Source organism: Variovorax sp. PBS-H4 (assembly GCF_901827205.1).
Classification (GTDB): Bacteria; Pseudomonadota; Gammaproteobacteria; order Burkholderiales; family Burkholderiaceae_C; genus Variovorax.
This window is the reverse complement of sequence record NZ_LR594675.1, coordinates 2603872-2627475: the sequence shown is the minus strand read 5'-3', so window position 1 is coordinate 2627475 and position 23604 is coordinate 2603872. Positions and strand designations below refer to the sequence as shown.

At 68.5% G+C, this 23604-nt stretch carries 25 protein-coding genes; 14 read left to right on the top strand and 11 right to left on the bottom strand.

Annotated features, from left to right (window positions below; all coding sequences use genetic code 11):
* Window positions 1-75: 75 nt before the first annotated feature.
* From E5CHR_RS12450 to E5CHR_RS12425, 6 genes are read left to right on the top strand one after another with little or no spacing between them, the layout of a single operon-like run.
* Complete coding sequence (locus E5CHR_RS12450) at window positions 76-519, top strand: nuclear transport factor 2 family protein (RefSeq protein ID WP_162579997.1); 444 nt, start codon at window positions 76-78, stop codon at window positions 517-519.
* A 5-nt stretch (window positions 520-524) separates the two neighbouring features.
* Entirely contained in the window at window positions 525-1682 is a 1158-nt protein-coding gene (locus tag E5CHR_RS12445) for an iron-containing alcohol dehydrogenase family protein (RefSeq protein ID WP_162579995.1), read from the top strand.
* Window positions 1683-1729: 47 nt separating this feature from the next.
* Complete coding sequence (locus tag E5CHR_RS12440; protein ID WP_162579993.1) at window positions 1730-2650, top strand: TauD/TfdA dioxygenase family protein; 921 nt, start codon at window positions 1730-1732, stop codon at window positions 2648-2650.
* Complete coding sequence (locus tag E5CHR_RS12435) at window positions 2647-3894, top strand: alpha-hydroxy acid oxidase (RefSeq protein WP_162579991.1); 1248 nt, start codon at window positions 2647-2649, stop codon at window positions 3892-3894. Before E5CHR_RS12440 ends, E5CHR_RS12435 begins: the two co-directional genes overlap by 4 nt.
* Window positions 3895-3912: 18 nt before the next feature.
* Complete coding sequence (locus tag E5CHR_RS12430) at window positions 3913-4905, top strand: Bug family tripartite tricarboxylate transporter substrate binding protein (RefSeq protein ID WP_162579989.1); 993 nt, start codon at window positions 3913-3915, stop codon at window positions 4903-4905.
* A gap of 12 nt (window positions 4906-4917) precedes the next feature.
* Window positions 4918-5715 carry a fumarylacetoacetate hydrolase family protein gene (locus tag E5CHR_RS12425; protein WP_162579987.1) on the top strand — a complete coding sequence of 266 codons (798 nt, stop codon included), beginning with the start codon at window positions 4918-4920 and terminating at the stop codon, window positions 5713-5715.
* Between the two features lie 44 nt (window positions 5716-5759).
* Here the strand turns inward: E5CHR_RS12425 and E5CHR_RS12420 are convergent, their stop codons facing one another.
* From E5CHR_RS12420 to E5CHR_RS12410, 3 genes are all read right to left on the bottom strand, one after another.
* Entirely contained in the window at window positions 5760-6047 is a 288-nt protein-coding gene (locus E5CHR_RS12420; protein WP_162579985.1) for a putative quinol monooxygenase, read from the bottom strand.
* Between the two features lie 83 nt (window positions 6048-6130).
* Complete coding sequence (gene ylqF, locus E5CHR_RS12415; RefSeq protein WP_162579983.1) at window positions 6131-7084, bottom strand: ribosome biogenesis GTPase YlqF; 954 nt, start codon at window positions 7082-7084, stop codon at window positions 6131-6133.
* Between the two features lie 63 nt (window positions 7085-7147).
* The gene (locus E5CHR_RS12410; protein ID WP_162579981.1) at window positions 7148-8038 is read right to left on the bottom strand and encodes a LytTR family DNA-binding domain-containing protein; all 891 of its coding nucleotides are present in this window, start codon (window positions 8036-8038) and stop codon (window positions 7148-7150) included.
* 141 nt (window positions 8039-8179) lie between these two features.
* On the opposite strand from E5CHR_RS12410, the gene E5CHR_RS12405 reads away from it, so the two are divergent.
* Window positions 8180-9376 carry an acyltransferase family protein gene (locus E5CHR_RS12405; RefSeq protein WP_162579979.1) on the top strand — a complete coding sequence of 399 codons (1197 nt, stop codon included), beginning with the start codon at window positions 8180-8182 and terminating at the stop codon, window positions 9374-9376.
* Window positions 9377-9383: 7 nt separating this feature from the next.
* On the opposite strand, the gene E5CHR_RS12400 is transcribed toward E5CHR_RS12405, so the two are convergent.
* Complete coding sequence (locus E5CHR_RS12400; RefSeq protein WP_162579978.1) at window positions 9384-9761, bottom strand: response regulator; 378 nt, start codon at window positions 9759-9761, stop codon at window positions 9384-9386.
* A gap of 145 nt (window positions 9762-9906) precedes the next feature.
* Here E5CHR_RS12400 and E5CHR_RS12395 point away from each other — a divergent pair, with 145 nt between their 5' ends.
* On the top strand, window positions 9907-10929 hold the full coding sequence (locus E5CHR_RS12395) for an ornithine cyclodeaminase (protein ID WP_162579976.1): 1023 nt from the start codon (window positions 9907-9909) through the stop codon (window positions 10927-10929).
* On the opposite strand, the gene gshA is transcribed toward E5CHR_RS12395, so the two are convergent.
* Both gshA and E5CHR_RS12385 read right to left on the bottom strand, forming a co-directional pair.
* On the bottom strand, window positions 10924-12501 hold the full coding sequence (gene gshA, locus E5CHR_RS12390) for a glutamate--cysteine ligase (RefSeq protein ID WP_162579974.1): 1578 nt from the start codon (window positions 12499-12501) through the stop codon (window positions 10924-10926). The genes E5CHR_RS12395 and gshA overlap by 6 nt on opposite strands.
* A gap of 115 nt (window positions 12502-12616) precedes the next feature.
* On the bottom strand, window positions 12617-13285 hold the full coding sequence (locus tag E5CHR_RS12385; protein WP_162579972.1) for an alpha/beta hydrolase: 669 nt from the start codon (window positions 13283-13285) through the stop codon (window positions 12617-12619).
* A 177-nt stretch (window positions 13286-13462) separates the two neighbouring features.
* Here E5CHR_RS12385 and E5CHR_RS12380 point away from each other — a divergent pair, with 177 nt between their 5' ends.
* Window positions 13463-14854, top strand: a complete 1392-nt coding sequence (locus E5CHR_RS12380) for an MFS transporter (RefSeq protein WP_174255717.1) — start codon at window positions 13463-13465, stop codon at window positions 14852-14854.
* 35 nt (window positions 14855-14889) lie between these two features.
* Here the strand turns inward: E5CHR_RS12380 and E5CHR_RS12375 are convergent, their stop codons facing one another.
* Together E5CHR_RS12375 and E5CHR_RS12370 are read right to left on the bottom strand one after the other, a co-directional pair.
* Entirely contained in the window at window positions 14890-15288 is a 399-nt protein-coding gene (locus tag E5CHR_RS12375) for a hypothetical protein (RefSeq protein WP_162579970.1), read from the bottom strand.
* A gap of 91 nt (window positions 15289-15379) precedes the next feature.
* A complete protein-coding gene (locus tag E5CHR_RS12370) occupies window positions 15380-18235 on the bottom strand; it encodes an autotransporter family protein (RefSeq protein WP_162579968.1) in 2856 nt (951 codons plus the stop codon).
* Window positions 18236-18385: 150 nt separating this feature from the next.
* Between E5CHR_RS12370 and E5CHR_RS12365 the strand changes: the two genes are divergently transcribed.
* Both E5CHR_RS12365 and mnmH read left to right on the top strand, forming a co-directional pair.
* Window positions 18386-18604, top strand: a complete 219-nt coding sequence (locus E5CHR_RS12365; RefSeq protein WP_162579966.1) for a hypothetical protein — start codon at window positions 18386-18388, stop codon at window positions 18602-18604.
* Window positions 18604-19653, top strand: coding sequence for a tRNA 2-selenouridine(34) synthase MnmH (mnmH, locus tag E5CHR_RS12360; protein WP_162579964.1), 1050 nt, complete (start codon window positions 18604-18606; stop codon window positions 19651-19653). The genes E5CHR_RS12365 and mnmH overlap by 1 nt, the downstream gene beginning before the upstream one ends.
* A gap of 25 nt (window positions 19654-19678) precedes the next feature.
* Here mnmH and E5CHR_RS12355 read toward each other — a convergent pair whose 3' ends face one another.
* Together E5CHR_RS12355 and E5CHR_RS12350 are read right to left on the bottom strand one after the other, a co-directional pair.
* Window positions 19679-20602, bottom strand: a complete 924-nt coding sequence (locus tag E5CHR_RS12355) for a DUF808 domain-containing protein (protein ID WP_162579962.1) — start codon at window positions 20600-20602, stop codon at window positions 19679-19681.
* A gap of 22 nt (window positions 20603-20624) precedes the next feature.
* The gene (locus tag E5CHR_RS12350; protein WP_162579960.1) at window positions 20625-21143 is read right to left on the bottom strand and encodes a GNAT family N-acetyltransferase; all 519 of its coding nucleotides are present in this window, start codon (window positions 21141-21143) and stop codon (window positions 20625-20627) included.
* A gap of 77 nt (window positions 21144-21220) precedes the next feature.
* Here E5CHR_RS12350 and E5CHR_RS12345 point away from each other — a divergent pair, with 77 nt between their 5' ends.
* Together E5CHR_RS12345 and E5CHR_RS12340 are read left to right on the top strand one after the other, a co-directional pair.
* Window positions 21221-21370 (top strand): hypothetical protein, encoded by a 150-nt coding sequence (locus E5CHR_RS12345; RefSeq protein ID WP_174255716.1) that lies wholly within the window; start codon window positions 21221-21223, stop codon window positions 21368-21370.
* Window positions 21367-21669, top strand: a complete 303-nt coding sequence (locus E5CHR_RS12340) for a 2Fe-2S iron-sulfur cluster-binding protein (protein WP_162579958.1) — start codon at window positions 21367-21369, stop codon at window positions 21667-21669. Before E5CHR_RS12345 ends, E5CHR_RS12340 begins: the two co-directional genes overlap by 4 nt.
* On the opposite strand, the gene E5CHR_RS12335 is transcribed toward E5CHR_RS12340, so the two are convergent.
* The gene (locus E5CHR_RS12335) at window positions 21666-22907 is read right to left on the bottom strand and encodes an MFS transporter (RefSeq protein ID WP_269474081.1); all 1242 of its coding nucleotides are present in this window, start codon (window positions 22905-22907) and stop codon (window positions 21666-21668) included. The genes E5CHR_RS12340 and E5CHR_RS12335 overlap by 4 nt on opposite strands.
* Before the next feature lie 47 nt (window positions 22908-22954).
* Between E5CHR_RS12335 and E5CHR_RS12330 the strand changes: the two genes are divergently transcribed.
* Window positions 22955-23596 (top strand): RluA family pseudouridine synthase, encoded by a 642-nt coding sequence (locus tag E5CHR_RS12330; protein WP_162579956.1) that lies wholly within the window; start codon window positions 22955-22957, stop codon window positions 23594-23596.
* Window positions 23597-23604: the final 8 nt, after the last annotated feature.

The window sequence follows — 23604 nt, the reverse complement described above, 5'->3', positions numbered from 1 at the left end:
CGAACAGGGTGACCCAGAGGGCAAGGCGGTGCCTAGACTTTGCCTCACGCCGAGCGCCCACGAGCGCAGCACACCATGACCGCCCTGCCCACACGACAAGCCGCACCGCTGCTCGCTGAGCTGACTCAGCAACTGCACGTTTTCTTCCACGCACTCGATATGCGCCGCTATGAGCGCATGCTCGAGCTTTTCACCGACGACTGCCGCTGGCTGCGCCAGGGGCAGTGGCTCGAAGGCAAGGCGGCAGTGCGCACGGCACTGGAAGCCCGCCCGACAAATTTCGACACCCGTCATGTGCTCACAAATGCCCACGTGAGTGCCTGCCCTGCGGGCTTGGTGGAGGTCGAGGCCTACATGACCGCTTACCGCCATCCCGCCGCGGCACAACCTGGGGAAGTGCCCTCCTGCGCCGGCCCGCTGCGCTTCAATCTCACGACCACCGTGTTCCGCCGCGACACAGACTGCGGCTGGCGCATCGCCGAACAACGCATGGTGGCGGCCTTCGCCTTTGCCGGATGAGTGCGATGCTGCCCGCCTCCTTCACCCACCGCGGCACGGTCACGCGGCTGGTCCTTCGCGAAGGCGCCATCGACGGCCTGCGCGCGGAGCTCGCGGACCTCGGCATCGGCCGGCCTCTGGTGCTGGGCGGTGCGCGCATGCAGCGCTCCGAGCCGTTCGCCCGTGTCATCGCTGCGCTGGACGGTCTGCCGCATGTGCTGGCCAAGCCGGTGCCCGCGCATTCCAGTGTGGGTCTGGTGGCAGCGCTGGCGGCGCAATCGATGGCCGACGGGGTTGATGGCTTCATCGCCGTCGGTGGAGGAAGCGCCTCGGACACCGCCAAGGCGGTCGCGCTGCTGATGGCCGAAGGGGGCCGCCTCGCCGACCATGCGGTGCGCTTCACACCGCCGGCTTCACTGGTCGTGCCGCGCCTCACGGCGCCCAAGCTGCCGATTGTCGCGATTCCACAGACGGCATCCGGCGCCGAGGTGACCGTCTCTCTCGGCGTGCGCGACGACGATGGAGCCAAGCTCCTGTTTACGGACACGCAGCTCGCTGCCCGCCTGGTGCTGATCGACCCGCGTGCCAATCTCGAGATGCCCGCCGCGCTGATGTGCGCCACCGGCATGAACGGCCTCGCCCACTGCATCGAAGGCCTGTATTCGAAAGAGCGCTCGCCGCTGGCCGAGACCCTCGCGCTCGACGCGATGGCGCGTTTCGCGCAGGCCTTGCCGGCCGTGCATCGCGCGCCGAACGACAGCAGCGCGCGCGCGGCCCTGCTGTATGCCGCACACCTGTCCGGGCTGGTGCTGGTGAATGCGCGCACCTGCCTGCATCACGCGATCTGCCACGCCATTGGCTCGGTGACCGGCGCCGCTCACGGCGATGCCAATGCGGTGATGCTGCCGCACGCGATCGCCTTCAACGCCGATGCCGCAGCCGAGCCGCTGGCGCGCGCCGCGACGGCGCTGGGCGGCAGCGCATCCGCGAGCGCGCTGGTGCGCGCGCTGCACGAGCTGCAATCCGCCATCGCCGTGCCGGCCAGGCTGCGCGACATCGGCGTGCCGCGCAAAGGCTTCGACCGCATAGCCGCCAAGACGATGCGGGAGCGCGGCCTCTATTACAACCCGCGCCCCATCGTCGATGAAGGCGAGATCCGCACTCTGCTCGAGGCCGCTTACTGAGCCGGCCAGCCATCGACCCCACCCCACCCACACAAGGAGCTTCACCCATGACCCTGCGCATCGTTCCCAGCGGCGCAACGCTCGGCGCCCGCGTCGAAGATCTCGACCTTTCCCGCCCCTTGTCGGCCGACGCCTTCGAGCAGCTGCTGCAGGCGCTCGGCCGTCACGGCGTGCTCAGTTATCCGAAGCAGGAACTGAACGCCGCGCAGCTGCGCGACTTCTCGGCAAGCTTCGGCCGACTCGAAGTCAATGTCGCCGGCGCCTACCAGGAGCCCGGCATGCCCGAGGTCATGGTGCTCTCCAACATCGTCGAAAACGGCAAGCCGGTCGGCATGTCCGATGCCGGGCAGGACTGGCACACCGACATGTCCTACAACAAGATGATCGCGTTCACCAACGTGCTCTACGGCATCCGGATTCCACATCGCGACGGTCGACCGCTGGGCAACACCGAGTTCTGCAACATGCACGCGGCCTACGAAGGCTTGTCCGATGCATGGAAGAAGCGGCTCGATGGCATGACGGTGCTGCACGACTTCGACAAGTTCTGGGAAATGATGCGCCGCGAGCGCGGCAGCACCCGGCCTCCGCTCACGCCTGCCCAACGCGCGGCTCGCCCGCCGGTGTCGCACCCGCTCTTCCTGCGCCACCCCATCACCGGACGCCGCGTGCTGTATGCGAATCCGGGCTATGCGGTGCGCATCAACGAACTGAGCCCGAAGGAGAGCGACGAAGCGCTCGAGTTCCTCTTTGCACACCAGACGCGGCCCGAGTTCCGCTATGCGCATCGGTGGGAGATCGGCGACGTGCTCATGTGGGACAACATGGGGACCATTCACAACGCGATCCCCGACTACCGACCGGACGAGCCGCGCCTCATCAAGCGCTGCCAGGTCATGGCAACGCGCTTCTTCCATGACGACGGCACGCCGCGCGAGGTGGCCCGCACGGAGCTCGAAGCGGCATGACGAGTGGCGTGGCCGCCTGCTATTCGATCGCCGATCTGCGCGCGCTGGCGCGGCGCCGGCTGCCGCGCGCGGTGTTCGACTTCTACGATGGCGGGGCCGAAGACGAGCGAACCCTTGCCGGCAACCGCCACGCCTTCGACCGATGGCATCTTGCACCTCGCGTGCTCGTCGATGTCGCCGCGGCGTCGTCTGCCTGCAGCTTGCTGGGCGCTCCCGCCGGCATGCCGGCCGCCATTGCTCCGACCGGCGCGGCCGGCTTCGGCTGCCGCGATGCCGATCTGGCGCTCGCGCGCGCAGCCGCGAAGATGGGCATGCCCTACACCTTGTCGAGCAGCGCGACCACGGCCATCGAAACCATCGCCGACAAGGCACCCGGGCGCCTTTGGTTCCAGGCCTATGTGCTGCGCAACCGGGACTTCTTCTGGCAATTGATCGAGCGCGCCCGGCGGGCCGACTACGAGGCCCTGGTCATCACCGTCGACCTGCCGGTCGGGGGAAAGCGCGAGCGCGATTTCCACAACCACTTCGCCATTCCATTCCGCTTCACGCCGCGCAACGTGCTCGACTTCGCCTCGCGGCCGCGCTGGGCGGTGGACATGCTGCTGCGCGGCATGCCGGTGATGGAGAACCTGCGCGGCCTCGAAGCCACTGCCACCCACGCGAGCGCCATTGCCTCGTCGGTCGGCCGCAGCTACGACCCGGCCTTCGACTGGGCGCGCCTGGCAGAGGTGCGCGACCGCTGGCCTCGCAAGCTGGTCGTCAAGGGCGTGAGCCGCGGCGACGATGCCCGGCGCCTGGTCACGATGGGCGTGGACGCGATCGTCGTGTCCAACCACGGCGGCCGACAGCTCGATGGCACCGTGCCCAGCCTGCTGGCGTTGCCCGAGGTGCTGCAGGGCACGGGCGGACGCCTGCCGGTGCTGGTGGACGGCGGCATCCGCCGCGGCAGCGACATCGCGAAGGCGCTCGCCCTCGGCGCACAAGGCGTGCTCCTCGGCCGCGCGACCCTCTTCGGCGCGGTGGCTGCCGGCGACGCCGGCGCGCAGCGCGCCGTCGACATCCTGCACGACGAACTGTTGCGGACGATGCGCCTGTGCGGGGCGCCGACCGTGACGCAGATCTCGGCCGACCTCCTGCGGCCTGCCGAACCGGATGCCTCGTGGCCTGCCTTGGCAGCTGCGCCGCGGGCGGCCCGCCATGTCGCGCTCCGCGCCCATCGAACACCCGAGCTCGTGAATCCCTGAACCGCAAAAGGAAATACCATGAAGAGACATACCACCCGCCGCCTCGTGCTGATCGCCGCTGCCCTTTGGGGCGCCGCCGGCCTCGTCGCGCCCGCCCTCGCGCAAGGTGACTATCCGAACAAGCCGATCAAGGTCGTGGTCGGCTATAGCGCCGGGGGTCCCACCGACGTGCTGGCGCGCGTGCTCGGGCAGGAGATCGGCACCTCGCTCGGCCAGCCGGTCGTGATCGAGAACAAGCCGGGCGTCAACGGCAACATCGCGACCGACTATGTGCGGAATGCGGCGCCCGACGGCTATACGCTGATCGTCAACACGATCTCGCACAACGTCAATCCGCTGCTGCAGCCCGATCGCATCAAGTACGACCCCGTCAAGGACTTCACGCCCGTCAGCATGGTCGCGGTGCTGCCGCAACTCATCGTCGTGGCGGGCGATTCGCCTTACAAGACGCTCGGCGACCTGGTCAAGAAGGCGCAGAGCGCGCCCAGCGCGGTCAGCTATGGCACGGCCGGCGTGGGCGGCTCCGCGCACTTGGCGGCTGCGCTGCTGGAGCAGCGCAGCAACACGAAAATGAATCACATCCCGTTCAAGGGCAATGCGCCAGCGCTGACCGAGGTGATCGCAGGTCGCGTGGACTTCATGTTCTACCCGATGGTCGGTGTGTCCGAGTTCGTCACCAGCGGCAAGGTCCGCATCCTGGCGGCAACGACAGCCAAGCGCCACCCCGACTACCCACAGGTGCCCACCACCGCCGAGCTCGGGTTTCCGGGTTTCGAGGATTACGCCCAGCCGATCGGCTTCATCGCACCTGCGGGCCTGCCCGCTCCCATCGCAGCCAAGCTGGACGCCGCCATCGTGGCGGCCTTGAACAAGCCTGCGATGCAGGCAAGGTTCAAGTCGCTGGGCGCCGAACTGAAGCACCTCGGCCCCGCCGAATACCGGGACTGGCTGGGGCAGGATCGCGCGCGCTGGGCGCAATTGATCCGCAGCGCCAACATCAAGGCCGAATAGACCGGAGCGACCATGAAGTGGGTCAATTTCTCCGTCCCGGGCGCAGCCGCCGCCTATGGGATCCTCGAGTCCGACGATTGCATCCGGGCAGTCCGCGGAAGTCCCTTCGGCGCCTGCGAGCCGACCGGTGCGGTCCACGCGCTCGCCGATGTGAAGCTCGAAGTCCCGCTGATCCCGAGGACCTTTTATGCGGCCGGGCTCAACTACGTCAAGCACATCCGCGAATACGCCGAGCAGACGGGCGAACGGATCGCCGAGCCGAAGCAGGCCGACATCGGCTACCGCGCGGTCAACGCGCTCGTGGCCCATGACGAGGCCGTCGTCATCCCGCCGGACGCGCAGCAGGTCGAATACGAAGGCGAGCTGGTGGTGGTCATCGGCAAGCGGGCCAGGCACCTGAGCGAAGCCGATGCGCTCTCGTGCGTGCTGGGCTACACCATCGGCAACGACGTGAGCGAGCGGCTGTGGCAAGCATCGGACCGCACCTTCTGGCGCTCCAAGAACACGGACACCTGGAAGCCGATGGGGCCCTGGATCGAGACCGATTTCGACCTCCAAGCCGCCGAGACCACCGTGCGGCTCAACGGCGAGGTACGGACCCATTTCCAGACCGCCGACATGCTGTTCGGCATCGGAACCTTCATCAGCCGCATGACGCGCTACCTCACGCTCTACCCGGGCGACGTGATCTGGATGGGCACCGACGGCAAGTCACCCCGGTTGAAGGCGGGCGACGTGGTCGAGGTCGGGATCAGCGGCCTGGGTTGCCTGCGCAACCACTTGGTGGCGGCGCAGGAGACGCCTCGTTAGCTCGACGGCTCCGGCACGTGGCACGCCCCTGTCGAGGCGCGCCATCAGGCGAGCCGGCCGTACGCGACGATCTCGGGCCCCGTCGCAAGCAGCGGACTCGCAGCGGCGAGCGCCGCGCCGACATGCAGCGTCTTCATGTGCGCCTCGGCGTCGGCCTTGTCCTTCCAATGCTCCACGGTCTGGAACACGTGGGGCGCCTCGGTTTGCTGGAAGAGCTCGTAGGCCATGCAGCCGGGGTGTTGCCGCGACTTGGCGACGAGGTCCAGAAGAAGGGATTTCGCGAGCTCCGCGACCTCCGGTTTGACGGTGATGCGTGCGAAGACGTAGTGCATGGCGGCTCCACCCAAAATTGTTGTTGGCGTGCATCTTCACCCGGCGGGACGACCTCGTGGCCCGGAGTTTCCCGGTACGTGCCCTAGGTATCCCCGGGCGGCGCCTCCTCGCGGCTCGGCGGCCCCTTCTTCTTTCGCCCGCGGGCTTCTTTCTTCGCCTGGCGCTGCGCATCCAGCACCTGTCCCGCGGCCAGCCATTGCACGAACTCCTCGGGTGTCTCGAGCGTGATGCGCCCCAGGCTCCCGCTGCGGAACTCGTTCATGACGATCTCGGCCGCCTTCTGCAGGTTGACGCGGCCCTTGCCCAGCAGGGCGCCGCGCTGGCGGCCGATGGCCTCGAGCAGCTCGTCGTCGCCGAGGCCCGCGACTGCATCCAGCCTGAAGCGCGCCTCGAGCAGCCCCGCGTAGTGACGCTGGAGGTAGCCCAGCAGCTCCAGCGCCACCAGTTCCTCGTCGAAGGCATTGCGGCCGATCGCCCCGCTGGCTGCCAGGTTGTAGCCGCTCTGCGCCACAACGATGCGCGGCCACAGCATGCCGGGCGTGTCCCAGAGATAGAAGCCGTCGGCCAGCACGATGCGCTGCTCCAGCTTGGTCACGCCGGCCTCGTCGCCGGTCTTGGCCTTGCGGGTGCCGACGAGCGTATTGATCAGCGTGGACTTCCCGACGTTGGGGATGCCGCAGATCAGCACCCGCATCGGCTTGGCCATGCTGCCGCGCTGCGGCGCCAGCTCGCGGCAGGCATCCACGAGGCGTCGCGCAGGCGCCGCCTGGCTGGCGTCGAGACCGATAGCGCGCGTGGCCGGCTGTGCGTTGTAGTAGGCCAGCCACAGCGCGGTCCGCTCGGGATCGGCCAGGTCCTGCTTGTTCAGCACCTTGAGCCCCGGCTTGTGGCCGGTCAGCTCGGCCAGCATCGGGTTGGCGCTGGAGCCGGGCAGACGCGCATCCAGCAACTCGATGACCACGTCGATCTCGGCAATGCGCTCGGCGATAGCCTTCCGGGTCAGGTGCATGTGGCCGGGGAACCACTGGATGGCCATCGGGACTTCTTTCTTGCTCGGGGTCGGGGGAAGGCGGCGATTGTCGCCGGTGCCCGGGGGCGCTCACGCGCGCAGCGCGTCGCGGTAGCGCCGGCTGCAGGGGATGCGAGTGCCGTCCTCCATCAGCAGGCGCGCATCGCCGCCTTCCAGCGGCTCGATCTCGGTCACGCGGTCCAGGTTCGCGGCGTAGCTGCGGTGCACCCGGGCGTAACGCGCCGGGTCGAGCTGCGCCAGGAAGTCGGTCAGGGTGGCGCGCAGCAGGTAGTCATGGCCCTTCACCCGCAGGCCCACGTAATTGCCCTGCGCCTGCAGCCAGTCGATGTCGCTGGCCGCGATCAGGAATTCGCGCCGCAGCTTGCGAACCAGGAAGCGCTCGGGCCGCCCCTGGGGCTGCTGCTGCGGCGCAGGCGGCGGCGCCCCGGCGGGCTCCTCGGGCGGATCGAGCACGCGCGCCTCGCCCTGCAGCCGCAGCATGAAGAGCCAATAGCTCAGGATCGCGATCAGGAACAACGCGTAGACGCGCACATCCTTCAGGTATTCGTAGGCCCACTGCTCGGCCCCGCCGAAGCCGTAGCGGCTGCCGGCCCAGGCATAGGCCGCCCGGCGCAGCGCGACCATGCCTCCGACGTGCAGCAGGCTGAAGACCACGCTGCCGGCCAGGTGCCACGGCAGGTTGCGGGCGAAGCCTGAGAAGCCGAGCGGAAAGCGGCGCTCGAACGCGACCACGGCGGGCACCAGCGCAAGCAGCATCAGGTGGCTGGACAGCTCCCAGGTGACCGGCTGCCAGGTTGGGAGCGCCCGCCCGGCGCGGTCGGCGTCGATCACCGCGACCACGCAGTTGAAGGCGGCCTGCAACGCCATGAGGACCACCCAAAAGGCGACTTCGACGCGCCGACGGTAGGGCTGATAGCGCTCGAACAGGTTCTTCGGGGTCTCGCGGGCGGCGTCGGGCATGCGGCATTCTCGTGAATCGGGGCGGATTTCGTCCCGGGTGGCCTCCTTTCGTCCCAGAGGAGCGGCAGATCGTCACTCCGCGCGCCGCCCGGGCGCCCGGGGCGCCCACCATGGCCGCCTTCGAACAGCCAGGAGCCGCCCATGCCCCCCGCCTCGCCCCGCCGCCACGACATCGACGCGCTGCGCGCGCTGGCCTTCGGCCTGTTGATCCTCTACCACGTGGGCATGTACTACGTGGCCGACTGGCCCTGGCACCTCAAGAGTCCGCATGCGGCGGCCTGGCTGCAGGCGCCGATGCAGATGGTCAACATCTGGCGCATGGACCTGGTGTTCGTGATCTCTGGCGTCGCGCTCGGTTTCCTGTTCCGCGGCCGGAACCCGCTGGCCCTGATCCGGCAGCGCGCCTTGCGCCTCCTGCTGCCGCTGGCTTTCGGCATGACGGTGGTGGTCCCGTACCAGGCCTATGCCGAGGCACTGGCGCACGGGCTGGTGGCGCCGGGCTTCGGCGACTTCATGCTGCGCTACCTGCGGATGGGGCCCTGGCCGAAGGGCGCCTTTGCAGGCTCGGATTTCGGCATGACCTGGAATCACTTGTGGTACCTGCCCTACCTCTTCGTCTACACCGCCGCGATCGCGCTGTTGCAGCCGCTGCTGGATTCGGCCCCGGCGCAACGGCTGCGCGCCGCCTTCACCGGGCTGCGGCGCTGGCGCCTGCTGGTGCTGCCCGCCATGCCGCTGATGCTCTACGGGTTGACGCTGGCGCCGCGCTTCCCGGCCACCCACGACCTGATCCACGACGGTTACCTGCACCCGCTTTACTTCACGGTATTTCTCTACGGCTACTGGATGGGCATCGACGACGGCCTCTGGCGGGAACTGGAGCGCCTGCGCGGGTGGGCGTTGGCGCTGGCGCTAGGCTTCGTGACCACCTACCTGCTGCTGCGTGCCGTCGGCGCCGAAGCCTGGCTGCTGCGCGGGCTCCGGGCTTTCTACCTGTGGACCGCGATCGCTGCCATCCTGGGCTTCGCCCGCCGCCACCTGGACCGCCCCTGGCCTTGGCTCGAGTGGGCCAACGAGTCGGTCTATCCCTGGTACATGCTGCACCAGACCTTGATCGTGGCCGCCGCCGTGCTGCTCGCGCCCTGGCGGCTGGGGCCGGTGCTCGAACCGCTGCTGCTGCTCGCTCTTGCCGTCCTGGGCTGCTGGATCCTGACCGATGGACTGATCCGACGCATCAGCTGGCTGCGACCTCTGTTCGGGCAAAGGCGATCGGCTGGGTGTACGCGGGGTCTCGGTGCAGGTCCCAATAGCCGGGCGCGCGCTGCGCCTGGTTGGTGATCGCCGCTCAGTTCCGGTGGCTCAGCTTCTCGCAATAGTCCAGCAGCAGCTCGATCTCTGCAGACTTGTCGAAGAAGGCATCGGCGCCGAGCGCCTTGGAGCGGGCCCGCATGTCCGGCGTGGCATAGTTGCTCAGCACCACCACCTTCTGGTGAGCGCCGCGCCGGCGGACCGCATCGACCACACCGAGCCCGTTGCCCTGCTGGAGGAACAGGTCGACGATGGCCATGTCCCAGCCGTCGCGGTGTTGGTCCAGCCAGTCGACCGCCTCGCGTTCTCCCGCCGCATGGGCCACGACTGTTGCGTCCGCGATGTCTTCCAGGAAGCCTACGAGGTTCTCCCGGATCACGGGGTTGTCTTCAACCAGGTAGGTCTTGAAAGTCATGGCGGCTTCGAGAAACGGGGGTTGTCGGGGATCTTGGCTTGCTTGATGTCATGATGATTCGCAACAGCGCCGGCTCGGTGAGTCATCAGGGTCAACGCGGGTAGGCGATGGCCTACCCGGCTAATACGGAAGTTTTCTTGCGACCATGGCAACCACACGCTTCGTCGACATTCACGCGTTGTCGGCCCTCGTCAGGTCGATGGGAGCGCCCCGCTTCCTCGAGACACTGGCCCAGACCCTGCGGGAGGATTTCCTGCGCTGGCCCGAATTCGACAAGGCGGCCCGGCTGGCCAGCCATTCGGCACTGGGCGTGATCGAGCTGATGCCGGTGGCCGACGCGCGGCACTATGCCTTCAAGTACGTCAACGGCCATCCCGCCAACACCGCGCGGGGTCTCCCCACGGTGATGGCCTTCGGCGTGCTGGCCGAGGTGGAGACCGGGTTTCCGCTGCTGCTCGCCGAGCTCACGCTCACCACCGCGCTGCGTACCGCCGCCGTCTCGGCCCTTGCGGCGCAGGCGGTGGCCCGGCCGCATGCACGCAGCATGGCACTGATCGGCAATGGCGCCCAGGCCGAGTTCCAGGCGCTGGCCTTCCATGCGCTGCTGGGGGTGGACGAGGTGCGGGCCTACGACCTGGATCCGGCCGCGACCGACAAGCTGGTGCGAAACCTGGCGGCCTATCCGGCCCTTCGCGTGCAGCGTGCAGCCGGTATCGCCGAGGCGGTGCGCGGCGCCGACATCGTGAGCACGCTGACAGCGCTCAAGGCGCGCGCGACCGTTCTCACGCCCGGGATGATCGAGCCGGGCATGCACATCAACGCGGTGGGCGGCGACTGCCCCGGCAAGACCGAGCTGCATGTGGACGTGCTGAAGACCGCGCGTGTGTTCGTCGAATACCCGCCGCAGAGCCGCATCGAAGGCGAGATCCAGCAGTTGCCGGCCGACTTTCCGGTGGTCGAGCTATGGCGGGTGCTCGCAGGCACCGAGCCGGGGCGGCAGGACGAGGCCCAGGTCACGGTCTTCGACTCGGTCGGCTTCGCACTGGAAGACTACTCCGCGCTGCGCCTGGTCCACCGGCTCGCGCTGGAGCACGGCGTGGGGCAGGACATCGCCCTGGCGCCGCCGGACGGCGACCCCAAGGACCTGTTCCGACTCATTGCCTCATAGTGCCGCCGGCTGGGTGACGGTCTGGGGCGAATCGATCCAGTGCTTCTTGAAGCCGAGGCGCGCAGGCGAGACGTACTGCTCGCGGTAAACCTCGAACGGCATGGTGTCGGCGGCCTCGATCTGCCTTTGCGCTTCGATGGAGTCCTGCGTCGCCCGCTCGAAGCGCGCCTGTTGCTCCGCGCTGAAAGGCAGCGCCAGCAACGCGGCGCGCGTTTCTTCGGAACGGGCACGCACGAAGTCGATGAAGGAATTGCCATGCGAGCGCGCCATCGTCTCGAGCACGCGCGCCGACGGCAGCAAGGCCGGGTCGGCCAGTGCCTTTTCGGCGGCGCGCACAGCGTCGGCATGATGGCTGCCGCCGTGGGCCGCGTCCAGGGCGGCGGCGATCGGGACGCAGGCCTCGAGCAGTTCGGCGCCCCATTCGGTCAGCGCCACCTCGCGCCCGCCGCGCAGCAGCTTCAGCCCGGGCTCGCGTCCGCACGCGGCCGTGAGATGCTGGTTGTGGGCCAGCTCCGCGATCTCCTCGCGCGTATCCGGCGGGCTGTCGGCCAGAAGGCAGTGCAGCAGGAAGACATCCAGGAAGCGCATGGTGGAGGCATTGATGCCCAGGGGCTCGAAGGGATCGAGGTCCATCAGCCGCACTTCCACGTATTCGACGCCCCGCTCCCGCAGCGCATGCAGCGGCCGCTCGCCGGGGAAGATCACGCGCTTCGGCCGGATGGTGCCGTAGAACTCGTTCTCGATCTGCAGCAGGCTCGTGGCAAGCTGGTTGTATTCGCCGCCCAGGTTCTGGATGCCGATGGCCTCGTAGGCGGGCCACGGCCGCGTCAGCGCGTCCTGCAGCGAAGCGGCATAGCCGTCGAGGCTGTTGTAGCTCACGGCCAGCGAAGCCTGGGCCTCGCTCTGGTAGCCCAGCCGTCCCATCCGCAGCGAAGTGCCGTACGGCATGTGCATGCCGCCCTCGCCCAGCGGCTTGAGCTCGTGCGCGCGCCCGGCCACGAAGCTCGAGCACAGGGCCGGCGAGGCACCGAACAGGTACAGCAGCAGGAAGGCATGGCGGCGAAAGTTGCGGATCAGCGCGAAGTACTCCGCGCTCGAGACGTCCGGCATCGACCAGTTGTAGTGGATGCCCGAAATGGTCTGCATGCGCCGCCCGTAGCGGTGGCTCAGGCCCATGCGGTAGACGCTCTTGGCACGGCCGACGTTCGAAGAGCCGTAGCGCCCGATCGGAATGGTCTCGTCCGGCGGCAGGCCGCACGGCATGCTCGACACCCACAGCCGTTCGTCCCCGGCATCGGCGAGCGCGCGGTAGGTGAACTGGTGCACCTCCGCGAGCTCGGCCAGGCACGTCTCGACATCGGCGTGTACGCCCGTGATCAGCTCGAGCTGCGACTCGCTGAAATCGGTCGTGATGTGCGGATGGGTCAGGGCCGAACCCAGGGCGGCGGGATGCGGTGTCGCGGCGAGCTTGCCGTCGGGCTGGGCGCGCAGGCTCTCCTTCTCGATCCCCCGGCGGACTCCCTTCAGGCGCGCGGGTGCGAGCGCTCCCAGGCGCTCCTGTAGTTTGCTCATGTCGTTATGACCCGGTGAATCTTTGTGGGCCGGAAGGTAGCACGGCCGCAGGCAGCCTGCTGACACCCGTATTTAAAGCGCCGACGGCGTTTCTGCTATAGCGCCGATCCCGATATCAAGGAGCGGCCAGCACGCGTAGCAAAAAGCGGTTGAGGTCGGCGATCTCCTCCATGCAGACGGAGTGCTCCATCGGGTACTCGTGCCATTCGACGGCATGGCCCAGCGCCACCAGTGCATCGCGCGATGCGCGGGCTCGCTCGATCTGCACGACGCCGTCGCGCACGCCGTGGCCGAGGAAGATCGGTACGTCATGGTTGGCGGCGTGGCGCTCGGCGGCGGTGGTCGAAGCCAGCGGCAGGTAGCCCGAGAGGCCGACGATGCCGGCCAGCCGCTCGGCATTGCGCAGCCCGGTCATCAGCGCCATTGCGCAGCCCTGGGAGAAACCTGCAACCACGATGCGCCCGGCCGGGATGCCGCGCTGCTTCTCGTTGGCGATCAGGGCCTCGATCGCGGCTTGCGACCGGCGCAGGCCGGCCTCGTCCTCGCGCTTGACCAGGTCGGGCGCGGCGATGTCGTACCAGGCCGGCATGCGGTAGCCGCCGTTGATGGTGACCGGGATGACCGGCGCGTTGGGGAACACGAAGCGCACCGCGCCGGCGCCCGACAGGTCGAGCTCGCTGGCGATGGGCACGAAATCATTGCCGTCGGCGCCCAGTCCATGCATCAGGAGCACAGTGGCGGTAGGGTTGGGGCCGGTTTCGATCTCGATGGGAGCGAGGGACATGGACGGAAGAGTTTTGTTGCGTGGATGGCCGAAGTGTGCCGCATCGACGGCTTGCGGGCGGTCCGGCATCATGAATGCAGGGAGTTGCCGATATCCTCGAGATATTGTTCTTTCATGAGCGCGGCAGATGCCCCGCATCCACAACGGCACCGACGCCGTCACAACAAGAGGAGCCCCATGACCCCGAAACATTCGCACGTGAGCCCCGCGGCCGCGCTCAAGGCTCATGGCGCAGCCAAGGGCGGAGCTACTCCGATGAGCCGGCGCAAGACCATTGTCGCCACCACCATCGGCAACGGTCTCGAGTTCTTCGACTTCACCATCTACGGCTTCCTGGCGTTGGTGATCGGCAAGCTCTTCTTTCCCACGTTCGACAGCTATGGCCAGTTGCTGCTGACGGTCGGCAGCTTCGGCGTCGGCTTCATCATGCGGCCATTGGGTGGAATCGTGATCGGTGCCTACGCGGACCGCGCGGGCCGCAAGAAGGCCATGACGCTCACCATCTTTCTCATGGCGCTGGGCTGCGCAATGATTGCTCTTGCCCCCACCTATGCGCAGATCGGCGTCGCAGCGCCGATCCTGATCGTGCTGGCGCGGCTGCTGCAGGGCTTCTCCGCCGGTGGCGAGGTCGGCGCTTCCACCACGTTGCTGGTCGAGCATGCGACGCCTGCCAACCGGGGCTACATGGCCAGTTGGCAGTTCGCCAGCCAGGGCCTGGGCATCCTGCTCGGCGCGGCGGTCGCCGGCGGCCTGACCGCGGCGCTCGGCCCGCAAGGCATGGAAGCCTGGGGCTGGCGCGTACCTTTCTTCATCGGGATGCTGATCGCACCGGTCGGCATGTACATCCGCCGCCATCTCGACGAGTCGCTGGAAACCGCGGGAGCGCCGCCCGCCCCCGAGCAGCGCAGCAGCATCGCCGAAGTCTGCAGCGAGCACGGCCGCACGGTGCTGGCCGCCATCCTCAGCGTGCTGGGAGGCACTGCCGCAGCCTATGTGGTGACCTTCTACATGCCGACTTACGCGGTGCGCGAGCTGGGCCTGCCGCCGACGGTGGCGCTGTTCGGCGCGGTGCTCACCGGCCTCCTGTCGTTCGTGCTGGCGCCGCTGGTGGGCGTGGCTTCAGACCGCGTCGGTCGCAAGCCGCTGATCGTGTGGGGCCGCGTCGCGATGGCGTTGCTGATCTACCCCGCTTTCTGGTGGCTCAACGCATCGCCCACGGCGGCCGTGCTGTTCATCGTGGTGGGCGTGCTGAGCACCGCGCTGGTGGTGCAGACGGTACCCGCCATCACCATGCTCCCGGAGATGTTCCCCAAGCATGTGCGCGCCAGCGGCATGTCGCTGGTCTACAGCGTGGGCGTGGCGTTGTTCGGCGGCTTCTCGCCCTTCGTCAGCACCTGGCTGGTGGGCGCAAGCGGCAACAAGCTGGCACCGGCGTGGTACCTGCTCGGGATGACGCTGGTATCGCTGCTGGGCCTGCTGTGGCTGAAGGACTTCACCGGCCGCGACATCGACGACGCGGCAGCCCATCAGCCGGACGCGGAACCTTCTTCAAGGACGGCCCACGCATAGCACTGCGCCGCACAGCAGCCGATGCCGCCTCGGGCTCAGGGCCGCGAAGCAAGCTCGCGACACTTGCGCAGGTTGGCGTCGAAGCGCGAAGCCAGCGCCGGTTCGCAGGCGTCTGCGGTGGTCATGATGCGGCACATGCCGACTACGAGGAAATCCGATACCGCCTCGGTGCACATCGGAAAGCGGCTCAGAGCCGGGTTGTCTTGCGACTTGAAGCCCCAGCTGCTCGAGAAGTCCAGCATGCGGGCCATTGCCTCCTCGAAATAGTCGCGGTCCCGCGCCGCGATGGCCGATTCCATCGCCGGCAGCTCGCCGCCGAGAAAGCTCATGGCCGCCGCCGGGAAGCGATCGGCGGACTGCGGCGGCTGCTGGGCGCCGGCCGTTGCTGCGGCGACCCACAGGACGGCGGAAAGGCAATGGCGGAGAAGTCCCATGGTCAAGATCTGCAATGGCTTTCAAACCAGCCCGCCTCTCGGCCGGCGCGAATGCCCGTATTGGAACCGAAGACGAAGCACTTGGCGCGGCCTACCAGCGTAGCTTCACCCCCATCGAGCCTTGCACCGACGATTTGACCCGGGCATCGCCCCCGAGCGCGAACACGCGCCCCAGTTCGCCATACAGGCTTGCAGCGGGCGTCAAGGCCAGCGTGACGCCTCCTGCCACCTCAGCCGCGCTGTAGCCGCTGGCACTGGCGAATCGGGTCGAACCCGCCGGGCCGACAAACTCGGCGACGTCAGCGCCTGCGCTCGCGCGGTACAGGTTCAGGCGCGCATAAGGCTCGAGCCGGCCCGCGCCTGTGGCGAAATCGCCCTTGATGCGCACGCCCAGGCGGCCGATCCAGCCGGCATCGGCATCCTGGCGCACCAGGCCGCCGGCGATGGCCACCGCGTCGAAGTGCGCGCGCTGGTAGATCAGTTGCGCCTGCGGCTCGAGGGTCCAGCGTTCCGTCAGCGCAAAGGCTTTGCCGGTTTCGATCGAGGCGGTGAAGCTGTCTCCCTTGCCGGCCACGCTCGCATTCCCGTCGGGCCGCACCGTAAAGCGATGGCTGCCGCCCTGGACCACGGCGTCGGCGTAGAGGCCGCTGCCGTCCATCCAGGTGGCGTAGGCGCCAAGATAGCGCGAGCGCAGGTCGTTGGAACCGACCCGGCCAAAGGTCCCGCGCGCATGGCCGCTCACGTCGGCGCTGCCATCGAGGAACCCGGCATAGATGCCGGCGCGCCAGTTGCGGCCGGCCAGCAGGTCTGTCCCGGCCTGCAGGCCGCTCACATGGCCGAGGCTTTGCGCCGCGGCAATCCCGTCCTGGCGGATGTTCAGGTCGCTGTACACCGCGCGCGCCCACGCGCGGTGCGGCACGGGGTCGCTGCCCGCCGAAGACGCGTCCTCGTCGCCGATGCGGCGATGGAGGTTGCCGAGCATCGCGAGGTCGGCCTGGCGCAACTGCGCCGGCAGCGCGGCAAACAGCGGCACTTCGGCGCGGTAGGTCGGCACTTCACCCGGAACCAGCGGTAGTTTGACGGTGATCAGAGGCTCGGACTGGCTTGCGCGATCGGCAGGGCCCGCAGGATTGGCAACGGCTGCCGGTTGGGCAGGATCAGCTGGATCGGCGGAACCGGCGGGCGCCGCCGGCGTGACGGGCGTGACCGGGGTCACGGGCGTGCCCGGTGTGCCCGGCAGCTGCACAGGGGCGGTCGAGCGCAGGTACCAGTTCTCGCCCGCACCCTGGGCATCGGCGGCGTGGAGGCGGTACTCGTAGGCGCCCGCGTCCACATGGCCGTTGGCCAGCGTGAAGGCGTCCCGCGTCGTCTGGGCGGTGGTGGTGGCGCCGTTGCGCGCGCTCACCACCTCGATGCCGTTGCCAGTCGTCAGGGCGCCGAGACCACCAAGGTTGGTGACACGCAGCGTGGTGTGACCACTGGCGCTGGCGCCGGGGCCGCTGAGCACCAGGCGATCGCTCAGGGCGTTGCTGCCGCCGAGCACCGTGCCCAGGTTCAGCGTGCCACCCTGCCCCACATAGGCGCCCGTGACCGTGAGCGTGCTGCCGGCGCTGGCGCTCAGCAGGTTCACCGTGCCGGCGTTGTGCAGCGCGGCCACGCGCTGGTCGAAGCCGCCGGTATCGAGCGTGGCGCCTGCTGCCACGGCGTGCGCGGAGGCGGCGCTGAAGGTGCCGGCGGCGCCGGCCTTCAGCGTCCCGGCCACGACCGTGGTCGCGCCGGCGTAGGTATTGGCGGTAGAGAGAACCAGCCGCCCCGCCCCCGTCTTCTCGACACCGCCGCTGCCGGACAGCAGGCCGGCGTAGCTGCCATCGCTGGGTTGGGCGAAGCGCACCAGGCCGTTGTCGACGATCGAAAGAGGCGCGAACTCGGCCGGTGTCTGCAAGGTGCCGCCGGCATCGACCGTCATGCTGCCGGTGTAGCTGCTGGCGTCGGCCCCCAGGACGAGCGTGCCCGCCGCCACGCGGGTGCTGGTGATGCCCGAACCCGGCAGCGCATTGCCAAGCGTCCAGGTGCCCGCATCGCGCTTCACCAAGGTCTGGAAGTTCGACAGGGCGTGCGCGAAGGTGTCGGTGCCCGTGCCGTCGAGTGTCAGCAGGTTGTTGCCGCCACCGCCGTCGATGCCGCCGGTGATGGAGGAGCCGGTGTGGATATGCAGCGCATCGTCGCCGCCGGCAAAGTTCAGCGAGCCGATCAGACGGCCCTGGTTCGTGAAATCGACGGCCATGCTGCCCGAGACGCCCAGGATGTTGTCGCCCGCCGCGCCCCTGTACTCGATGACGCCCGTCGCGCCGTTGACCACCGTGTTCCAGCCGCCTGAAGGCTCGAGCCAGATGGCGGCGCCGCCAGCCAGCGAACGCACCTCGCCGTGATTGACGATGAGGTTGCCGCTGCCATGCGCGTTGATCGCCTCCGCATCGGGGGCTGTGCCGTTGGAGAGCACCTGGGCGCCCTGCTCGATCGTGAGGGTGGTGCCCGCACGGAACTCGATGGTGTTGGCGCCGGTGCCGTAGTGGCCGGTCGCGCCGGGCGCGGCGTTGTTCTCGACGGTGGCGCCGCGCTGCACCCGGATGGTCCCGCTGTCGCCCATGCTGATGGCGGGCAGGTTGGTCGTGCTGATGACGGCGCCAGGCTGCACATCCACCGTGCCGCCGGGCGTGGCGTCGTAGCCGCCGATGACCACGAAGGTCTGGGGCGTCCCGGTGGTGCAGGCAATGGTGCCGCCGCTGGGGCCGGTGCAATCGGCTGCAGCAGGGCCTGCCAGGCTCAGCAGCACCACGGCAACCGCAGCCGCCTGGGTGGTCGATGTGCCCAGCCCTCTGGCCAGTTCGGAGGCCACCGCCCAGAGTCCTTGCTTCGGGTTCCAGACCACCTGGAAAACGCGATTCATAGAGTTCTTTCGTATTACATTGAATACTTAAGAATGTAGTTCTTAGGTTTACATTTTGTAAGGAAGTAGTTCACGGAAAACAACGCCTGCCCCGATTTGGGCATGGCACTGCGCATCCGGCCGTCCCGGCGCACGCCCGTAAACTCGGGCATGGCTTCCAGACCCTCCAGAGCGCCGCGCATGTTCGAGCGCGGCCTGATGTGCATCCTCATCGGCGCGGCCGTCCTGATCGCGCCTCGTTTCCTGACTTCGCCCCAATGGCACGACATGCTCGCCGGCGCCCAGGTGGTCGGCTGGTTCGCGCTGGTGCTCGGCATCGCGCTCGTCGTGGTGGACCTGGTCCAGCGCGCCCGGCGCAAGGCCCGCTGATGCGCGGACCCGCACCCGTGCGCGTGGACGATCGCGGTCGCTTCGACACGCTGATCGATGCACGTTCGCCCGGCGAGTACGCCATCGACCACATCCCCGGCGCCATCAACTGCCCGGTGCTGGACAACGAGGAGCGCCGCATCGTCGGCACGCTGTACAAGCAACAGGGCGCCTTCGAGGCGCGCCGCGTCGGAGGCGCGATGGTGGCGGCGAACCTTGCGCGCCACCTGAAGGAGCGTTTCGCGGACCGGCCGGCCGACTGGAAGCCCCTGGTCTATTGCTGGCGCGGCGGCCTGCGCAGCGGCTCGATGGTGACCTGGCTGCGCCTGGTGGGCTGGGACGCGCAACAGCTCGCCGGCGGCTACAAGAGCTGGCGGCGCCACGTGATCACGCAGTTGGACCTGCTCTGCCCACAGCTCGACCTGCGCGTGCTGTGCGGCGCCACCGGCAGCGCCAAGACGCGCGTGCTGCAGGCCATGGCGCGCCAGGGATCGCAGGTGCTGGACCTCGAAGGCTTCGCCGCCCACAAGGGTTCGCTGCTGGGCGCCCTGCCCGGCACCCCGCAACCGTCGCAAACGGCTTTCGAGACCCGCATTGCCGAATTGCTGGAACGGATCGATCCCGCGCAGCCGCTCTACCTGGAAGGCGAGAGCCGGCGCATCGGCCGCCTCGATGTTCCGCTGCCGCTGGTCAAGCACATGCGCGCGAGCCGCTGTATCGAGATCGTTGCGGCCCCCGAGGTCCGCCTGGCTTACCTGTTGCGCGACTACGCCTACCTCGGCGACGATCCCGAAAATCTGTCACGCCAGCTCGGGTTGCTGAAGGAACTGCACGGCAAGGCCGTGATCGGGCGCTGGCAGCAATGGGCAGCCGAAGGCGAGTTGCCGGCGCTGTTCGCGGAACTGACCACGCTGCACTACGACCCAGCCTACCGGCGTTCGCAGGCCAGTCATTTCGAGCGGTGGGCCGAGCGGTCGACCGTGGCGGCCGACGATCTCTCCGACGCCGCGATCGAAACGCTGGCGCGGCGCGTGGCGCAGCTGGGGTAGTTCGCGGGGTGTGTCTATTGCGACACTACGCCTTCTTGCCCACAGCCGTCGAACCAAAAGCCTTCTTCGCGAACTCCACCGCCACCAGCACGATCGCGCCGGCCACGATTCCGACGCCCGCATTGGCGGCCATCGAGCCCAACCCGCCGAGCAGACCCCCGGCGTCCGCGGCCCAGGCCTCGAGCGCGTGGCCGAGCGCCGGCACGCCGTGCACCAGGATGCCGCCGCCCACCAGGAACATGGCGGCGGTGCCGGCAATGGAAAGCCCCTTCATGAGCCAGGGCGCCGCCGCCAGGATGCCGCGGCCCAGCGCCTGCGAGGCGCCGCCTGCGCGGCGGCTCAGGTAGAGCCCGGCATCGTCGAGCTTCACGATGCCTGCCACCAGGCCGTAGACGCCGACGGTCATGATCAGCGCGATGCCCACCAGCACCGTCAGCTGGGTGGTGAAGGGCTGGCCCTGCACCGTGCCCAGCGTGATGGCGATGATCTCTGCCGAGAGGATGAAGTCGGTCCGCACTGCGCCCTTGATCTTGCCCTTCTCCAGCGCGACCAGGTCGACGGCCGGATCGGCCAGCGCCTGCTCGTGCCGCGACATGTCGGCGTCGTGCTCTTCCTTGTGCAAGAACTTGTGCGCCAGTTTTTCGCAACCCTCGAAGCACAGGAAGGCGCCGCCGACCATCAGCAGCGGCGTCACCAGCCAGGGCAGCCAGCTGCCGATGAGCAGCGCCGCGGGCACCAGGATCGCCTTGTTGACGAACGAACCCTTGCACACGGCCCACACCACGGGCAGTTCGCGATCGGCCCTCACGCCCGACACCTGCTGCGCGTTCAGCGCCAGGTCGTCGCCCAGCACGCCGGCGGTCTTCTTGGCGGCAACCTTGGTGAGAATGGAAACGTCGTCGAGAACCGTCGCAATGTCGTCGAGCAGGAGCAGAAGACTGGAGGCCATGGAAAAGGATCTTCCTCGGAGGTCAGACCACGGTTCGCTGGAGGCGGATCTCCTCGATCCTGGTGCCGCCCAAGGACGTTGTCTTGGCGGTCTTCATTTCTCGTTTGAAGCCGGCCAGCTCGTAGAAGCGCAGTGCGCGATCGTTGCGCAGGGGGACCCACACGGTGACCAGCGTGCAGCCCTCTTCCTCCAGGCCTTCACGTGCGGCATCCCACAGCGCGACGCCGACGCCCTTGCCCAAGTGTTCGGGCTTGACGTACAGGGCCCAGATCTCGCCGGTGGTCGAGGGTGTCTTGGGGTCGCGAGAACGGTCGAAGCCGACGAAGCCTGCGACCTCCTCCCCCAGCACGGCGACGTGCACCTGGGGCTCGCTGAATTCGATGGCCTCGCGCCACTTGGCCTCGCGCGTGGAGGGCGCCAAGGCGCTCAACTGGTCCTCGGGCAGGATACCGGCATAGGCGGCACGGGCGGAGGCAACGTGGACTTCGGCGATGGCTTTGGCATCGCGCAGCGTGGCGGGGCGAACTTCGTAGTCGGGCATGAATGCGGGGAAACGATCAATGGGGACTCTATTGTCGCCGCCTCGCTAAACTCGGCCATCAATCACTGGAGGAACACATGCCCAAGGGTCAGCAACGCAGCAACAAGGAAAGCAAGAAGCCGAAGAAGGACACTTCGCCGCCGAAAGCGCCTCCCGCGGGCTTCGAGCCGGTCCGCACGGTCACGACGGCAGTGATTCCGCGCGGGAAGGTCAAGAACAAGGAATGAGTACAAGCGCGCCGCAGGCCACGGCGCGGGTTGAACCCGGCGGCTTCCGGTTCGACACCGACGCGGGCCGCACGCTTCTGCAGTCCGCCGAGGCCGCCGGCATCGAGCTGCCCAGCTCCTGCCGCAACGGGACCTGCCGCACCTGCATGTGCCGCCTGCTCGACGGCGAGGTGCGCTACCGCATCGAATGGCCGGGCCTGAGCCACGAAGAAAAGGCCGAGGGCTGGATCCTGCCCTGCGTGGCGGAGCCCGTGGGCGACGTGAGGCTGGATGTTCCCCGGGCCTTCTCGCACTTCTAGCCCGCCGGCTTCACCAGCCGGTCCCGCGATGCCAGCGACGGGAAGAGCCGGAACCAGGCCAGCGCCACCAGCACGGTGCCGACGCCGCCCAGCACCACCGATCCCACCGGCCCCAGCAGTGCCGCAGTGGCGCCCGATTCGAACTCGCCCAACTGGTTGCTGGCGCCGATGAAGATCGAATTCACGGCGCTCACCCGACCACGCATGGCGTCCGGCGTCTCCAGCTGAACCAGCGTCTGCCGGATCACCACGTTGACCATGTCGGCCGCGCCCGAGATGGCGAGCGCGAGCAGCGACACGACGAAGCTGCGCGACAGGCCGAACACGATCATGCAGAGCCCGAACGCAGCCACGGCGATGAGCAGTGCTCGCCCGACCCGGCGCTCGATGGGCCGCCGCGTGAGCAGGATCGACGCCGCGAGCGCCCCAACGGCGGGGGCGCTGCGCAGCAGCCCCAGCCCCCACGGGCCCGTGTGCAGGATGTCCTTTGCGAAGATCGGCAGCAGTGCGACCGCGCCGCCGAGCAGCACCGCGAACAGGTCGAGCGAGACCGCACCGAGCACCGGCTTGCGGTGCCAGATGAAGTTCACGCCGGCCAGCACGGTCGACAGCGAGACCGGCTCGCGCGGCGGCGGCGCATGGTCGTAGCGCACCTGCATGACGAGCAGGCAGCCCACCGCGAACAAGAGCACGCCGGCCCCATAGACCACGCCGATGCCGGCCGCGAACAGCAGCCCGCCCAGCGCCGGGCCGCCGATGATCGCGCCCTGCATGCCGGCCGAACTGAAGGCCATGGCCCGCGGCAGCATCAGCGGCGTGACGAGCAGCGGCGTCAGCGCCTGCTGAGCCGGCATCTGGAAGGCGCGCACCGCGCCCAGCACCAGCGACAGCGCCAGCAGCAGCGCACGCGAGTCGTGGCGGCCCTGCACGGCAAGCAGCAGCACCAGCCCCACCAGCCCCTGCACCGCGAAGCAGGCCGCGACGATGCGGCCGCGATGACGGCGGTCGACCACGTGTCCCGCCAGCAGTGCCAGCAGCAATGCCGGCACGAACTGGTAGAGCCCCACGAGCCCGAGGTCCCAGGCGCTGCCCGTCAGCTCGTACATGTGCCAGCCGATCGCGACCAGCAGCATCTGGCTGCCCGCGGTACCGAAGAGCCGCGCGGTCCACATCCGCATGAAGGGCCGCTCGCGCGTGAGGTCGCTGAAAGTCGGCAAGGCGGCAGCGGGAATGGACATCGGGTCGAGGATAGCCGAGGCCCGAAGGCTCATAGACTCGCTCGGCCATGTCCTCGCTCATCGTGATCCATGAAGACGCCCACCTGCTGGTGCTCGACAAGCCGGCCGGCCTCCTGTGCGTGCCGGGTCGCGGCGAAGACAAGCAGGACTGCCTGAGCGCCCGCGCGCAGGCGCGCTGGCCCGATGCGCTCGTGGTGCACCGGCTCGACATGGCCACCAGCGGCCTGGTGCTCATGGCGCGAAGCCCTGCGATGCAGCGCGCGCTCGGCGATGCCTTCGCGCAGCGGCGCGTGCACAAGGGCTACGAAGCGATCGTGGATGGACTGCTGCCCGCGACCGACGCGTGGTCGCTGATCGACGCCCCGCTCATCGCCGACTGGCCCCACCGCCCGCGGCAGAAGGTCGATGTGTTGAACGGCAAGCCGAGCAGCACGCGTTGGCGCGTCAAGCGGCTGCTGCCTGATCGCCATGCAAGCCACGTGTGCCTCGCGCCGCTGACAGGCCGCAGCCATCAATTGCGCGTGCACCTGCTGTCGATCGGCCATCCGATCCTCGGCGATGCGCTCTATGGCAGCGAGGAAGTGCAGCGGCGCGCAGACCGCCTGCTGCTGCATGCGAGCGAACTCGAATTTGCCCACCCCGTCGATGGAAAGGTGCTGCGTTTCGAGAGCCCGCCGCCTTTCGTCTGATCGGACCC